At 71.6% G+C, this 14412-nt stretch carries 16 protein-coding genes; 10 read left to right on the top strand and 6 right to left on the bottom strand.

All coding sequences use genetic code 11. From position 1 onward, the window contains the following. Positions 1–3 precede the first annotated feature (3 nt). A complete protein-coding gene (locus YIM_RS23950) occupies positions 4–915 on the bottom strand; it encodes a universal stress protein (RefSeq protein ID WP_153032475.1) in 912 nt (303 codons plus the stop codon). Positions 916–1058: 143 nt separating this feature from the next. Between YIM_RS23950 and YIM_RS23945 the strand changes: the two genes are divergently transcribed. Continuing rightward, positions 1059–1805: a helix-turn-helix domain-containing protein gene (locus YIM_RS23945; protein ID WP_153032474.1), complete on the top strand. Its 747-nt coding sequence runs from the start codon at positions 1059–1061 to the stop codon at positions 1803–1805. On the opposite strand, the gene YIM_RS23940 is transcribed toward YIM_RS23945, so the two are convergent. Both YIM_RS23940 and YIM_RS23935 read right to left on the bottom strand, forming a co-directional pair. Continuing rightward, positions 1752–2297, bottom strand: coding sequence for a dihydrofolate reductase family protein (locus tag YIM_RS23940; protein WP_255463075.1), 546 nt, complete (start codon positions 2295–2297; stop codon positions 1752–1754). The two genes, YIM_RS23945 and YIM_RS23940, sit on opposite strands and share 54 nt — an antisense overlap. A 134-nt stretch (positions 2298–2431) precedes the next feature. Further along, positions 2432–2899 (bottom strand): VOC family protein, encoded by a 468-nt coding sequence (locus YIM_RS23935; RefSeq protein WP_153032472.1) that lies wholly within the window; start codon positions 2897–2899, stop codon positions 2432–2434. Positions 2900–3014: 115 nt separating this feature from the next. Between YIM_RS23935 and YIM_RS23930 the strand changes: the two genes are divergently transcribed. From YIM_RS23930 to YIM_RS23900, 7 genes are all read left to right on the top strand, one after another. After that, positions 3015–3989: a YafY family protein gene (locus tag YIM_RS23930; protein ID WP_153032471.1), complete on the top strand. Its 975-nt coding sequence runs from the start codon at positions 3015–3017 to the stop codon at positions 3987–3989. A 165-nt stretch (positions 3990–4154) separates the two neighbouring features. After that, positions 4155–4916, top strand: a complete 762-nt coding sequence (locus YIM_RS23925) for an IclR family transcriptional regulator (protein WP_153032470.1) — start codon at positions 4155–4157, stop codon at positions 4914–4916. Positions 4917–5035: 119 nt separating this feature from the next. Beyond that, positions 5036–6070 (top strand): aromatic ring-hydroxylating dioxygenase subunit alpha, encoded by a 1035-nt coding sequence (locus tag YIM_RS23920; RefSeq protein ID WP_153032469.1) that lies wholly within the window; start codon positions 5036–5038, stop codon positions 6068–6070. Then, on the top strand, positions 6067–6246 hold the full coding sequence (locus YIM_RS23915; RefSeq protein ID WP_153032468.1) for a hypothetical protein: 180 nt from the start codon (positions 6067–6069) through the stop codon (positions 6244–6246). Before YIM_RS23920 ends, YIM_RS23915 begins: the two co-directional genes overlap by 4 nt. Continuing rightward, entirely contained in the window at positions 6243–7211 is a 969-nt protein-coding gene (locus YIM_RS23910) for a PDR/VanB family oxidoreductase (protein WP_153032467.1), read from the top strand. Before YIM_RS23915 ends, YIM_RS23910 begins: the two co-directional genes overlap by 4 nt. Before the next feature lie 17 nt (positions 7212–7228). Then, positions 7229–8425: a cytochrome P450 gene (locus YIM_RS23905; protein ID WP_153032466.1), complete on the top strand. Its 1197-nt coding sequence runs from the start codon at positions 7229–7231 to the stop codon at positions 8423–8425. Between the two features lie 97 nt (positions 8426–8522). Further along, positions 8523–9875, top strand: a complete 1353-nt coding sequence (locus tag YIM_RS23900; protein ID WP_153032465.1) for an MFS transporter — start codon at positions 8523–8525, stop codon at positions 9873–9875. Here YIM_RS23900 and YIM_RS23895 read toward each other — a convergent pair. Genes YIM_RS23895 through YIM_RS23885 form a run of 3 tightly spaced genes read right to left on the bottom strand, consistent with a single transcriptional unit; the run spans position 9860 to position 12863 of the window. Beyond that, positions 9860–11044 (bottom strand): amidohydrolase, encoded by a 1185-nt coding sequence (locus tag YIM_RS23895; protein WP_153032464.1) that lies wholly within the window; start codon positions 11042–11044, stop codon positions 9860–9862. The two genes, YIM_RS23900 and YIM_RS23895, sit on opposite strands and share 16 nt — an antisense overlap. Then, the gene (locus tag YIM_RS23890) at positions 11041–11688 is read right to left on the bottom strand and encodes a response regulator transcription factor (RefSeq protein ID WP_153032463.1); all 648 of its coding nucleotides are present in this window, start codon (positions 11686–11688) and stop codon (positions 11041–11043) included. The genes YIM_RS23895 and YIM_RS23890 overlap by 4 nt, the downstream gene beginning before the upstream one ends. Further along, complete coding sequence (locus tag YIM_RS23885) at positions 11685–12863, bottom strand: sensor histidine kinase (protein WP_153032462.1); 1179 nt, start codon at positions 12861–12863, stop codon at positions 11685–11687. Before YIM_RS23885 ends, YIM_RS23890 begins: the two co-directional genes overlap by 4 nt. Positions 12864–13053: 190 nt before the next feature. Here YIM_RS23885 and YIM_RS23880 point away from each other — a divergent pair, with 190 nt between their 5' ends. Both YIM_RS23880 and YIM_RS23875 read left to right on the top strand, forming a co-directional pair. Beyond that, positions 13054–13593, top strand: coding sequence for a heme-binding protein (locus tag YIM_RS23880; RefSeq protein WP_153032461.1), 540 nt, complete (start codon positions 13054–13056; stop codon positions 13591–13593). A 101-nt stretch (positions 13594–13694) separates the two neighbouring features. Beyond that, positions 13695–14327: an ankyrin repeat domain-containing protein gene (locus tag YIM_RS23875; RefSeq protein ID WP_153032460.1), complete on the top strand. Its 633-nt coding sequence runs from the start codon at positions 13695–13697 to the stop codon at positions 14325–14327. The last annotated feature ends 85 nt before the right edge of the window (positions 14328–14412 follow it).

Raw genomic sequence — 14412 nt, 5'->3', positions numbered from 1 at the left:
CCTTCACCGTTGTCGGCGATCGCTCGCCGGCCGGATCACCGCGACCGGGCAACTGCTGTGGTGCAGCAGCGTCTGGCTGGTCGAGCCGAGCCACATACCGGCGAACCCGCCGCGCCCGTGCGAGCCGACCACGAGCAGCCGCGCGTCCTCGGCGGCCTTGAGCAGGGCACGGGCGGGCCGGTCACGCACCGGACGCTCGATCACCTCGACGTCCTGGTACTTGTCCCGCCACGCGGCCAGGTGCTCGCTGAGCCCGCGTGCTTCTTCGTCCTGGATCAGTCTGAAGTCCAACTGCGCCGGCAGCAGTGGCCAGCCCCGATCGAGCGAAAGATCGTTCCAGGCGTGCACCGCGACCAGTGGGACCCGGCGCAACGCGGCGGCCGCGAACGCGAAGTCGATCGCGTCATCGCAGTTGGCTGAGTTGTCCACGCCGACCACCACGGGACCGCTGGCCGGCGGTGCCGATTCCGGCGTCCGGCCGCGCACGATCACCACCGGACAGTGCCCGTGGTGTCCCAGCGCGACCGCGACCGAACCCACCAGCAACCCGCTGAACCCGCCCAAACCGCGTGAGCCGAGCACGACCAGTTCCGCCTGTGCCGACTCGGTGACGAGCAGTTCGGTGGCGATCCCGGTCCGCAGTTCGGTCTCCACCTCGACGCCCGGGGCCGCCTCCCGCGCGGCGGCGGCGGCTTCGGTCAGCCAGTCGTGCCCCTGCTCCACCAGTGCGTCGCGGTACTCGCGCGGGAGCGCCACCGGAACCCGTGGTGGGACCGGCGGGATGAAGCACGCGTGGAGCAGGCGCAGCGGCTTCCCGCGTCGTCCGGCTTCCTCGGCCGCCCAGCGCACGGCGTGCAACGCCGACGGTGATCCGTCCACTCCGGCCACGAGCGGCCTGCTCTTCATGGTGTTCATCCGCGCCCTCCCGGCGTCCGGCCATGGGGCCGTTTCCGCCTGCCACCCTCGTCCGCGCGACCGCGCGGCACCAGGGACCGGCGTCACCAGCCGGTGGGGACTTTGGTCGCTGACACTCCCGAGTGCTCCTACGATGAGCGGCCATGGGGCTGCGGTTCGAGACACGCGCGTCGGATTCGGCGTGGGTCGACACGGTGTGGACGTGCCGCAGCGAGCAGGTCTCGGAGATGACCTCGGTGGCGAGCGAGACGTGGGGGCTGGTGTTCTGGCGGCAGCGGGGCGAAATGTACGCGGCCGCCACCGGACCGGAGACACGGACCGGCACCGCCCCGGTGCCCGAGGACGCGACCTTCGTCGGCATCCAGTTCGCCGTCGGCACCGCACTGCGCGCGGTCCCGGCCAGTTCCGTGGTCGACGGCGGGATCGTCCTGCCCGACGTGACCGGCCGGAGGTTCTGGCTCGACGGCGGCCATTGGGAGATGCCCGGCGCCGACGACGCCGAGGCGCTGGTCGCCCGGCTCGTCCGCAGTGGGGTGATCGTCCGCGATCCGCTGGTCACCGAGGCCCACCGGGGTCGCCGGCCGCCGGTGTCGGACCGCACGATGGAGCGGCGATTCCGGACGGCCACCGGCCTCACCCGCGGGGCCGTCCGGCAGATCGAACGCGTGCGCTCGGCCGCGGTGCTGCTGGCCTCCGGCGGCACCACCGCCGACGTGATCGTCCGGTGCGGTTACTACGACGAGCCGCACCTCGCCCGCGCGCTGCGGCGGTACGTCGGGCGTACCGCGCAACAACTGCGCGACGGCGAGGGCGGCGCGATCGCACTGGACCCGGCGTCAGCGCACCACGTCGTAGATCAGCTTGACCACACCGTTGGCGTAGGCGGCTGAGTCCCGCAGCCGCAGATTCTGCTTGTCGCGGTCGGCCCGGCTGAACACGCTCTTGCCCGCGGCCAGCAACACCGGGAACACCAGCAGGTGGTAGCGGTCGATCAGGCCGGCCTCACCAAGGCGCCGGGCGAGTTCCGCGCTGCCGTGGATGAAGATCGGGCCGCCTTCGGACTCCTTCAGCTTCGCCACGTCGTCGGCGGAACGCAGGATGGTGGTCTCGCCCCAGCCGTCGACCAGCGCGTCCTCGCCCAGCGTTGTCGAGACGACGTACTTCGGCAGTTCCTTGTACGCGACGTGGTCTTCGGAGGCGGGCCAGGTCTGCGCGAAGGCGTCATAACTGCGGCGGCCGAACATCAGCGCCGTGGTCTCTTCGAGTTCCTCCGCCTTGAGCGAGTACGCCTCGGGCACGAACTCCGTTTCCATCACCCACCCGCCGCTGCGGTGCCCCTCCACCACACCGCCGGGCGAGTCCACCACGCCGTCCAGCGACATGAATCCCGTGTAAACCAGTTCACGCGTCAAGATCTGCTCCTACAGAACGTGCGGCGGCGCCGCGAGGTCCCGGTCACCCTAGGCCGAAGCGGCGAGGCGGTCTTGTACAGAAGCGACAGTGGCGGAAAGGGGCGTCAGGACTGGACGTATTCGGCCGCGACGTCGACGATCCAGGTGACGCCGAACCGGTCGGCCAGCATGCCGAACGCGGGCGCCCACCGTGCCGGGCCGAACGCCTCGATGACGGTCGCGCCGTCGGCGAGGCGCTCCCACACCCCGCTCACCTCGTCGACGGTCTCGCCGCGCACGGAGAGGAAGAACGGCTCTTCGGTGATCGTGGTGCCGTTCTCGCGACGCGTGGTGGGTGCGCCCGGCGCGACCGGCGTGTTCTCGCCGGGCACGTCGTAGGCCATCACGCGGAAGCCGTTGTCGGCCACGACCTGGCCGAACACGACGTCGGCCGCGCCGGGCAGCTCGGCGGGCATGCCGAAGTCTCCGTAGGTGACGACGGTGAGCTGCCCGCCGAACACCGACTGGTAGAACTCCAGCGCCTCGCGGGCCTGGCCGCGGAAGTTCAGGTGGGGAACAGCGTTGAGCGACATGGTGTCCGGTCCTTCACAAAGGGGGGGTTCACCGCCGGAGGTCCCGGGCGGCGAGTGCCACGGTGTCATCGGTACCGGTCAGGGAACGTCCGCTTCTTGTGGCAGGGTGAAACCCATGCCGACCGCGTCTTCGACCACCACCTCGAGCCGGCTGCTGTCGCTGCTGTCGATGTTGCAGGCCCGGCGCGACTGGCCGGGGATGCTGCTGGCCGAGCGGCTGGGCGTCAGCGAGCGCACGGTGCGCCGGGACGTCGATCGGCTGCGCGAACTCGGTTACCCGATCCAGGCGGTGAAGGGGCCTGACGGCGGCTACCGGCTCGAAGCGGGCAGTCAGGTGCCGCCGCTGCTGTTCGACGAAGAGCAGGCTGTCGCGCTCGCGGTGGCCTTGCGGATGGCTGTCGGGACGGGCGCCGGGATCGAAGAGGCGGCTGCCCGCGCGCTGGCCACCGTGCGCCAGGTGATGCCGTCACGGTTGCGGCAACGCGTCGACGCACTCGAAATCAGCGCCGCCGATTCGGTCCGTTCGCCGGTCGGCATCGACGTGCTGCTCGCGCTGAGCGCCGCCGTGCGAGCCGGGGAAGAGCTGCGGTTCGACTACCGCTCACCGGGACGCCCGGAAGACGACGGCCCGCCCCGCCGCGTGCAGCCCCACCACCTCGTGGCCCGGCACGGACGCTGGTACGTCGTCGGCTGGGCGCCCGAGCGCGAGGACTGGCGCATCTACCGCGCCGATCGGATGACCCTGCGTGTGCCCAACGGCCCGCGCTTCGGGCCCCGCGAGGTGCCCGGTGGTGACGTGGCCGCCTTTCTTTCCGCCCGGTTCAAGGGCTCCGACAACGCCGACGCGTGGCCGTGCCGTGGTGAGGTCGTTCTCGGCCTGCCCGCCGCCGACGTGGCCCCGTTCGCCGGGGACGGTGTCGTCGAGGAACTCGGTCCGGCCAGGACCCGGCTGACAACCGGTTCCTGGTCCTGGGCCGGACTCGCCGCGTCGCTGGCGCGGTTCGACTGCGAGATCGAGGTGATCGGCCCACCTGCCCTGCGCGAGGCCTTCGCCGAGCTGTCCGGCCGCGCGGCCCGCGCCGCGAGGTAAGCGCCACGTCCGGCCGGGTCCGCTGTCCGAAGTGGACGCGGCAGGCGACGTCCTGGTCCGGAAGGCTTTGCCTTTCTCCCCGTCACCGGCGAAACTGTCGCCCGTGACCGAACCGACCCGCGCCCCCGCCCGAGTGTCCGCCTGTGCCGGGAACGGGTGAACACGATGCCGGGAGGTCGCCGCCCAGGGCCCACGGGGTCCGTGGTCGGCCGCGCGTTCCAGGTGCTGGGGGCGTTCAGCGTGCAGCGACCGGCGCTCGCGCTCAGCGACATCGCCCGCCGCGCCGGCATGCCACTGTCCACTGTGCACCGCCTGCTGACCGAGCTGGCCGCCTGGGGCGCCGTCGAACGCGGTGACGACGGGCTGTTCCGGGTCGGCCTGCGCCTGTGGGAACTCGGCGCGCTGGCCCCGCGCGGGCAGGGGCTGCGGGAGCGCGCACTCCCCTTTCTCGAAGACCTCTCCCAGATCACCAAGGAGAACGTCCAGCTCGCCGTCCGTGAAGGCACCGAGGTGGTGTTCATCGAGCGCATCGCCGGTTCCGAGGCGGTCCCGGTGCTGACCAGGGTCGGCGGCCGCTTCGCGCTCACCGCCACCGGCGTCGGCCTGGTCCTGCTCGCCCACGCCCCGGCCGAGGTGCAGGAAGAGGTGCTCGGCAACCCGATCGAGCGCTACACCCCGAAAACGGTGACCGATCCGGCCGAGTTGCGCCGGATGCTCGCCGACGTCCGCACCAGCGGGTTCGTCATCAGCGACCGGCAGGTCACGATGGACTCCCTGTCCGTCGCCGCGCCGGTCGACGACGGCTGCGGGCAGGTCATCGCCGCGGTCTCCCTCGTGGTCCACCACGGCACCCAGCCGCACGCCCTCACCCCGCTGGTGCGCACCAGCGCCCGGGCGATCTCCCGCGCCCTGACCACCCCGCGCTGACCGGCCACGGACCGCGCGCGGAAAGTCTTCCAATTTTCGGAAACGCGGTTCGGCGCGCCCGGTGGTCCCCGTCACGCTGGCCAAGCGCTCCCGGCCTCGACGACGAGGGGACAACGATCATGACCAGCATTCCGCGGGACCAGTGGTACGTCGCCGCGTACAGCACCGAAATCACGCGGGAGCTGTTCTCCCGCACCATCTGCGGCGAGCCAGTCCTGTTCTGGCGCACCAGGGCAGGCGCGGTCACCGCGATGCCCGATCGCTGCGTGCACCGGCGCTTCCCGCTCTCGCAGGCACCTTCCCGGCTCGTGGACGATCAGGTCGTCTGCGGTTACCACGGCTTCACCTACGGCGCCGACGGCAAGTGCGTCTCCGTGCCGGGCCAGCACCGCGTCCCGCGCACCGCGCGGCTGCGGACGTACCCGGTGGCCGAGCAGGATTCGCTGATCTGGATCTTCATCGGCGACCCGGTCAAGGCGGACACCGCACGCATCCCGCGGGCGCCCTATCTCGATTCCCCCGACTACACCACGGTTCGCGGCATGGAACCGTTGAAGGCGCGCTATTCGCTGCTGGTCGACAACCTGCTCGACCTGTCGCACGAAACGTACCTGCACGGCGGCTACATCGGCACTCCGGAGGTCGCGGCCACCCCGATCACCACGGAGGTCGACGAAGAGGCGGGCATCGTCTACGTCTCGCGCCACATGGACGACGCCGAGTGTCCGCCGTTCTACGCGAAGTCGACCGGCCTGGACGGCCGGATCGCGCGCTGGCAGGACATCGAGTACACCCCGCCGTGCCTGTACAAACTGCACAGCCGCATCGCACCCGCCGGTTCGGTCCCCCGCCCCGACGGCAGCGACCCGGACGCCTTCCACGTCGAAGTCGTGTACGCGATCACCCCGGAGACCGAGCACTCCACCCACGACTTCTGGGCCGTCGCCCGTGACTTCGCCCTGGGCGATGAAGAAGTGTCGGCATTCCTCGCGGAGAACAACCGCACCGTGGTTCTCCAGGACGTCGAAGCGCTCGACGTCCTGGAGCAGGTCATCGCGACCGAGCCCGCGGGTTACCAGGAACTGTCGATCAACATCGACACCGGCGGGCTCGCCGCCCGGCGAATGCTCCAGCGCCTGGCGGCCCCGGCATGACCGCTGTTCCCGCGAACCGGCCGATGCTGTCCGGCGATCGGGTGTACCGCATCCACTGGGTGCTGGGCACCGACCGGCTGCGAGCGGTCTGCCACTGCTCCGCCGAGCGGGAGTTCGAAGATCCCGTGGAGCTGTGGGACTGGCTGCTCGACCACCCCTGTGAGAGGTCCCGATGACTGCTGCGAACCCCGAGCAGGACTTCGAACTCGTGCTCGTACGCAAGGAAGCCCTCGCCGAAGGCGTCGTCCGGCTCACCCTTCGGCATCCGGACGGGCGCCCCGTTCCCGCGTGGGAACCGGGCGCGCACCTCGACCTCGTGCTGGAACCCGGCCTCATCCGCCAGTACTCGCTGTGCGGCGACCCGCAGGACACCTCGGAGTTGCAAGTGGCCGTGCTCCGGGAAACGGCCGGGCGCGGGGGTTCCCAGTACGTGCACGACATCCTGGCCGAAGGTACCCGGCTGCGGGTCCGGGGGCCGCGCAACCACTTCCCGCTGGTGGACGCCAAGCGTTACCTGTTCATCGCGGGCGGCATCGGGATCACGCCGATCCTGCCGATGATCGCGCGTGTCGCCGCGTCCAGCAGCGACTGGCGCCTCGTCTACGGCGGCCGGACCCGCGCGTCCATGGCCTTCCGCGACGAACTCGAAGCCCGGTATCCCGAGCACACCGAGATCGCTCCGCAGGACGAACGCGGGCTGCTCGACCTGCCGACTCTGCTGGCCGGTGGGGAGGACGACGTCGAGACCGCGATCTACTGCTGCGGGCCGGAGGCTCTGCTCAACGCCGTCGAAGCGCGGTGTGCGGACCGGCCCGATGGCGCACTGCACGTCGAACGTTTTGCCCCCAGGGAAGGAATCGCCGACGGTCCACGCGCGGCTTTCGAAGTCGAGCTGGCGCAGACCGGTTCCGTCCTCGAAGTTCCCGCCGACCGCTCCATTCTCGAGGTCGTCGAGGAATCCGGGGTACCGGTGCTGTCCTCCTGCCAGGAAGGCACGTGCGGTACCTGCGAAACCGCTGTGCTGTCCGGAAAACCGGATCACCGCGACTCGGTGCTCACCGCCGAGGAGCAGGCGGCCGACGACACCATGATGATCTGCGTCTCCCGCTCTTGTTCCCCCCGACTGGTCCTCGACCTCTGACCGCGCAGGAGAAACCGATGTCCGCTCCGGAAAGCGCGGTCGCCACCCTCGATCCGTTCGCCGACGAGAACCTCGCCGATCCCTATCCCCTGCACCAGCGCCTTCGTGAGGCCGGGCCGGTGGTCCACCTCGAGCGTTACCGGGTGTGGGCGATGGCCCGTCACGCCGAAGTGCGGGCGTCGCTCACCGACCACGGGACGTTCTGCTCCGGCCGGGGCGCCGGGCTGACCGACTTCCACCGGGAAAAGCCATGGCGGCCACCGAGTCTGCTCCTGGAGGCCGATCCACCGGACCACACCGTGGCCCGGGCCGCGATGGGCAAGGTGATCTCGGCGAGCACCGTTCGCGGTTTCCGTGAAACGTTCCGCGCCGAAGCGGAAGCGCTCGTCGACGAACTCGTCGAACGGCGGCAGTTCGACGTCGTCACCGATCTCGCCGAGCGTTACCCGCTGAAGGTGTTCCCCGACGCGGTCGGCCTGCCCGCCGAGGGCCGCGAGAACCTGCTGCCGTACGGCTCGCTGGCCTTCAACGCCTTCGGCCCGCGCAACCACCTTCTCGACCGGGCGCTGGCCGGTGCCGCACCCGTGCGGCAGTGGATCTGGGACAGCTGCCGGCGCGAGGCGCTCGCTCCGGGCGGTCTCGGCTCGCGGTTGTGGGAGGCGGCCGATCGGGGCGAGATCACCCATGAGCAAGCGCCCATGCTGGTCCGCTCGCTGCTCTCGGCCGGGGTCGACACGACCGTGCACGGCATCGGCAACACGATCCAGGCGTTGAGCGCCAATCCGGAGCAGTGGGCCCGGCTGCGCGAGAAACCGTCGCTGGCGCGCTTCGCCTTCGACGAAGGCCTGCGCTACGAATCACCGGTGCAGACCTTCTTCCGCACCACCACGCGCGAGGTCGTGGTGGCCGGTACCCGGATCCCCGCCGGGGAAAAGGTGCTGCTCTTTCTCGGCTCGGCGAACCGCGATCCGCGCGCGTGGGGGCCGGATGCCGACCGGCTGGACCTCACCCGCGGGACCGCCGGGCAGGTCGCCTTCGGCATGGGCATCCACCAGTGCGTCGGGCAGCCGATCGCCCGGCTCGAAGCCGAACTGGTGCTCACCGCGCTCGCGAAACGTGTCTCGCGGCTCGAACCGGCCGGAGAGCCGGTGCCGAAGCTGAACAACACCCTCAAGGGCTGGAGTCGCGTGCCCGTGCGGGTCCACCCGGCCTAACTCCCCGAGAAAGCCTTCCATTTTTCGGAAGTCTCCTTCGCCGGAAAACCACCCGGCCCGATAATTCCGCCACCGCAGTCGACAATGGAGTGCTGCCATGGACGAACCGGTCACCGCGACGCGCTCGCTCAGAGAACTGCTCGACCACAAGCCCATGCCACGCTTCCAATGGGGCGCGGTCGCGGTCTGCGTGCTGCTGAACATGCTCGACGGCTTCGACGTGGTCGTGATGGCCTTCACCGGCAAGTCCGTCTCCGCCTACTGGGGGCTCAACGGCGCCCAGCTGGGCATGCTGCTCTCCGCGGGCCTGATCGGCATGGGCGCCGGCTCGATGTTCGTCGCGCCGTGGGCCGACCGGCTCGGCCGCCGTCCGGTCGTCCTGAGCTGCCTCGCCATCGCCGGTGCCGGAATGGTGCTCTCCGCCGCGAGCCAGTCCGCCCTGCAACTCGGCGCGCTCCGGGCGGTGACCGGCCTCGGCATCGGCGGGATTCTCGCGACGAGCAACGTCATCTCGGCCGAATACGCCTCCGCGCGCTGGCGCGGGCTGGCGGTGAGCCTGAACTCCACCGGCTACGCGCTGGGCGCCACGCTCGGCGGGCTGCTCACCGCCGTGCTGATCGGCGAGTTCGGCTGGCGCTCGGTCTTCCTGGTGGGCGGGGTCGCCACCCTGCTGTCGATCCCGCTGGTGTGGTGGCGGCTGCCGGAATCGCTGGACTTCCTCCTGGTCCGCCGTCCGAAGAGGGCGCTCGAACGGGTCAACGCGATGCTGGATCGCATGGGCCACGGCACGCTCACCGAGCTTCCCCCGCCGCCCTCGGCGCCGAAGGGCGTCGGCGCTGGTTACCGCGAACTGCTCACCGCGAAACTGCGGCGCAACACCCTGCTTCTCTGGGTCGCGTTCTTCTGCATCATGGCCGGTTTCTACTTCGTGACGAGCTGGACGCCGACGCTGCTGGTCGAGGCGGGCCTGTCGGCGACGGCGGGCATCACCGGTGGAACCCTGCTCAACGTCGGCGGCATGTTCGGTGCGGCGCTGCTCGGCCTGCTCGCGGCGCGGTTCGCCCTGCGCAACGTGCTGGTCGGCTACCTGGTGGTGGCCGCGGTGCTGCTGGCGGTGTTCATCGCGTCGATTTCCTCGCTGGCACTGGCGTTCACCGTGGCCGCGCTGATCGGCGTGGTGGTCAACGGCTGCGTCGCCGGTCTCTACGCGATCACGCCGACCATCTACGAGCCCGGGATCCGGACCACCGGCGTCGGCACCGGCCTGGCCATCGGCCGTGCCGGGGCCGTGCTCGCGCCGAGCATCGCCGGCAGCCTGCTCGACGCCGGTTGGACGCCCGAACGCCTCTACCTGGTCAACGGCACCGTCTTCGTCGCCACGGCGGCGCTGCTCCTGCTGCTGCGGACCTCGGCACCGCGTGAGCGGGTGGCTGTTCAGCCCGCCAGCTGACCGTTCCGCGCCACCACCACGCCGCCCTTGACGACCAGGCGGCGTGGTGGGCGGACCGCCACCGCCTCCGCGGGAACCCGGGCGTCCACAATGCACAGATCGGCCACGCTGCCCTCCGCCACGCCGTAGTCCGCCAGGCCCAGCGCCCGCGCGCCGCCGTGGGTGGCCGCGTCCAGCGCCAGCTCGATGTCCTCGTCCCGGCGGAAACCGCAGCCCTGCGCGAGGAACAGCGCCCGTTCCAGCATGTCCCCGGTGCCGTAGGGCGACCACAGGTCCCGCACCCCGTCGTTGCCGCAGGCCAGGTTCGCCCCGGCCGCGGCCATCAGGCGCAGCGGTGGCGCCGGCCTGGTCACCGGCGCCACGGTGGCCAGGCTGATCCGCTGTTCGGCCATCGCCGCCACCAGCTGTTCCTGGCGTTGCGCCGGAATCCCGCCGCACAGGCCGAATCCATGACTGATGGTGACCTTGCCGGCCAGTCCGAGCGCCCGGGTCCGCTCGATGATCAGGTCGAACTGCCAGGCCCCCAGCGGACCTTCGTCGTGCAGGTGGATGTCCACCCCGCAGCCGTACCGCCCGGCGATGCCGAACACCGCGTCCAGCTGACCGACCGGGTCGTCGTCGATCCCGGCCGGGTCCAGTCCCCCGATGTTCTCCACCCCGGACCGCACCGCTTCCTCCAGCAGTGCCAGCGTTCCCGGCTTGCTCAGCAGTCCTTCCTGCGGGAAGGCGACCAGTTCGACGTCGATCCGGCCCTTCCGCCGCGCCAGCGCCTCCCGCACCGCCTCCACCCCGCCGAGCCCGACGCCGGGATCGACGTCGACGTGGCTGCGGGCGTGGGTGGTGCCGAGCGTGATCATCGCGTCCAGCAGTGCGCCGATGTAGTCCGGCGACGGAATCCCCAGCTCACCCCGGCGGCGGCGCTCGTTCGCGATCACCTCGGCCAGCCCGCCCGCCGCCGAGTGCGGCACCCACGGGCCACCCCACAGCGTTTTGTCCACGTGGCAGTGCGCGTCGACAAAACCGGGCAGCACCAAGGCACCACCGCAGTCCTCGACCGGTCCGGGCGAGGTCAGACCCTCGCCGATCGCGGCGATCCGGCCGGCGCTGAGCTGAATGTCCGCCCGGGTCCCGTCGGGCAGTGTCACCGAGCGCAGCAGCAGGTCGTTCATCGTGGTGCCTCTCGCGAATCGATCCGGATGATCCGGCGCTCGGCGGCGACGGCCACCGCGGCCGCCCTGCTGTCCACGCCGAGCTTGCCGTAGATGTGGGTGAGGTGGGTTTTCACCGTCGCCTCGGAGATGAACAGGCGCCCGGCGATCTGCCGGTTGCTCAGCCCTTCGGCGAGAAGGCGGCAGATCTCGGTCTCCCGCGGGCTCAGCTCCGGTACGGGCGCGCGCATCCGGCCGACCAGCCGGGCCGCCACCTGCGGCGCCAGCGCCGTCTCACTGCGCGCCGCCGCGCGGATGCCGCGGAACAGGTCTTCCGGCGGCCCGGCCTTGAGCAGGTACCCGGTGGCACCGGCGGCCATCGCCCTGGTGATGTCCACTTCGGTGTCGTACGTGGTCAGCACCAGCACCCTCGGCGCGTCCGGTGGGCCGGAGAGCCGTTTTGTGGCCTCCACCCCGTCCGGGCCCGCGCCGAGTTGGAGGTCCATCAGCACCACGTCCGGCCGCTCCGCCGCGGCGAACCGCACCGCCTCGTCGGCACCGGCGCACTCGCCGATCACCACCATGTCCGGCTCACCGGCCAGCAGCGCGGCCAGCCCGGCCCGCACCACCGGGTGGTCGTCGACGATCAGGATCCGGATGGTCACCGTGCCTCCCCGGCGGGCGCGGTGACCGCGAGCGCGGTGCCCTTGCCCGGCGCGCTCTCCACCACCAGCGAACCGCCGAGCGCGGCCACCCGCTCGGCCATCATCCGCAGTCCGTAACCGCGTCCCGGGGCGGCCCGCACCGCGTCGGGGTCGAAGCCGGAGCCGTCGTCACGGACGTCGAGCACGACCTCGTCACCGAGATAGGTCAGCGTCACCGCGGCCTCGGCCGCACCGGCGTGCTCGGTCACGTTCGCCAGCGCTCCCTGGGCCACCCGCAGCAAACCGGCTTCCACCCGTGGGTCCAGCGCATGCGGGGTACCACTGGTGGTGAACCGGATGACCGGTCCGCCCGCGGAACCCGCCTGCTCGGCGAGTTCGGCCAGCGTCCCGGCGAGGTCGGAGCCGTCGAGCCGTGGCGACGAGAGGTCGCGGACGAACCGCCGGGCCTCGGCGAGGTTGTCACCGGCTGCCTCGACCGCGCGCGTGACGTGCCCGCGGGCCACCTCCGGTTCCGCCGACCACGACCGCAACGCCGCCTGCAGCAGCATCCGCATGCTGGACAGGCCCTGGGCGAGGGTGTCGTGGATCTCCCTGGCCAGCCGCTCGCGTTCCTCCACCACCCCGGCCACCCGCTGGCTCTCCGCCAGGTCGTCGCGGGTGCGCAGCAGGTCGGCGGCGAGTTCCTGCTGCTCCGCCCTGGCCCGGTCGAGCTGCAGGAAGGTGACCGTGGCCATCAGCGCGACCGCGATCGGGGCGAGCACCAGGCCGAGGTCGAAGCCGCTGGCGATGCGCAACTGGGCGAGGATCACCACGACGGTGAGCAGCACGGCCACCACGATCACCACACGCGGCCGCAGCAACCGCAGGCACACGAAGAACAGCGGGACCGAGCACCAGGCGAAGCTCGGCGCGGCCACCACCAGCGCCAGCCAGACCGCGATCACCAGCGCCAGCCAGGCCTGCCGCCACCGGCCGAGACCGGCCCACAGCAGCATCCCGGCGGCGTAGACGACCGCGAGCCCGCCGGTGAGACCGAGGATCAGCGGGGTGGCGCCGTGCAGGCCGTGCGCGCTGACGAACCTCGCCACCGAAGCGGCGAGCAGGAGGAAGAAGCCGGCGTGCATGGCGGCGTCGAGCCGTGCGCTGCGCACACCGGCCGTCACGACCACTGCCATGTCCGTTCCCTCCCTCCGCTCGACCCGGTGATCGTAAGCACGGGCCAGCCGTGCCGCATCAATCGTCCGGATGATGCCCGGGTCGCCCGGACGACGCCGAACCACGCGACCCGCTCCCGATCCACCGGGGCCCGCGACGCGGGAAAGTGTTGGCAGAGCGGGAAAAACCCGCCGGACGAAGGGACATCCGATGAAAACAACCACCTCGCGCACCCGGCTCGCACTCGGCATGACCGCCGGTGTGGCGACCGTCGCGATCGCCACCGGTTTCGGCGTGGCGCAGGCGCAGGGAGAGCAGGCGCCCCAGCCCGCCGCCGAACAGAACGTCGTGCGGACCGGCACGCTCAGCGTGGACGCGGCGATCCGCGCCGCACAGGCCACGCTGGACGCCGCCGAGCAGAACGGCCAGCGGGTCACCGTGGCCGTGCTGGACCGCTCGGGCTCGGTGCGCGCGCTGCTCAAGGGCGACGGCGCGGGCCCGCAGACCGAGGAGTCCGCCAAGCGCAAGGCCTTCACCGCGGTCTCCTTCGGCCAGCCGACCTCCGCGCTGGCCAAGAACGCGCAGGGCAACGGCCCGAGCGTGCGGGACATCCCGGGCACGCTGTTCCTGGCCGGTGGGGTGCCGGTGGTCGCCGACGGCGGCCCGATCGCCGCGATCGGCGTGGGCGGTGCGCCCAGCGGTGACCTGGACGAGCAGTTCGCGAACGCGGGCCTGAAGGCCATCCGCTGATGCGCGCCGGTGCCAGGGCGGCCGTCACAGCCCTCGTCACCGCCCTCGTGCTCGGCGCCTGCTCATCCCAGGCGCCGGGCCCCCAGCCCACCGGAGTCCCGATGGAGAGCCAGCCGTCCCCGAACCCGAACCCGGCCCCGGTACCGGCCGCCGACCTGCTGGCCGCCGCCGAACGCGGTGACACGAACGTGGTCCGCGCGGCCATCGCGGCGGGCAGCGACCTGGAGGTCCGTGACGAGGCGGGCCGCACCCCGCTGCTGCTCGCCGCCACCGCCGACCGGGTCGAGGTGGCGTCGCTGCTGGTCGCCGCCGGGGCGGACCCGGACGCGCTCGACCAGCGGCACGACACCCCGTGGCTGGTCACCGGCGTGACTGGCAGCGTGGCGATGGCGCGGGCGCTGCTGTCCGCTCGGCCGGATCTCACCATCACCAACCGCTTCGGCGGCACGTCGCTGATCCCCGCGGCCGAACGCGGTCACGTCGAGTACGTGCGGCTCGCCTCGGGAATCGGGATCGACGTCGACCACGTCAACAATCCCGGGTGGACGGCCCTGCTCGAAGCCGTCATCCTCGGCGACGGCGGGCCCGCCCACCAGGAGATCGTGCGGATCCTGATCGAGGCCGGTGCGGATGTGAACCTCGCCGACCACTCCGGTGTCACCCCGCTCGCGCACGCACGGGCCAAGGGCCAGTCGGCCGTTGCGGCGATCCTCGGCGGTGCCGGGGCGCGATGACCAGCCGGCGGCCGGCACCTGCGGCGACAACGTCTGCGGATGGCACCGCTGCGCCAGGTCGAGCAGGTCCTGGTCCTTGACCGCG

Source organism: Amycolatopsis sp. YIM 10 (assembly GCF_009429145.1).
Classification (GTDB): Bacteria; Actinomycetota; Actinomycetes; order Mycobacteriales; family Pseudonocardiaceae; genus Amycolatopsis.
The sequence above is the reverse complement of the archived record's forward strand: the minus strand, read 5'-3'. Positions and strand labels throughout refer to the sequence as shown.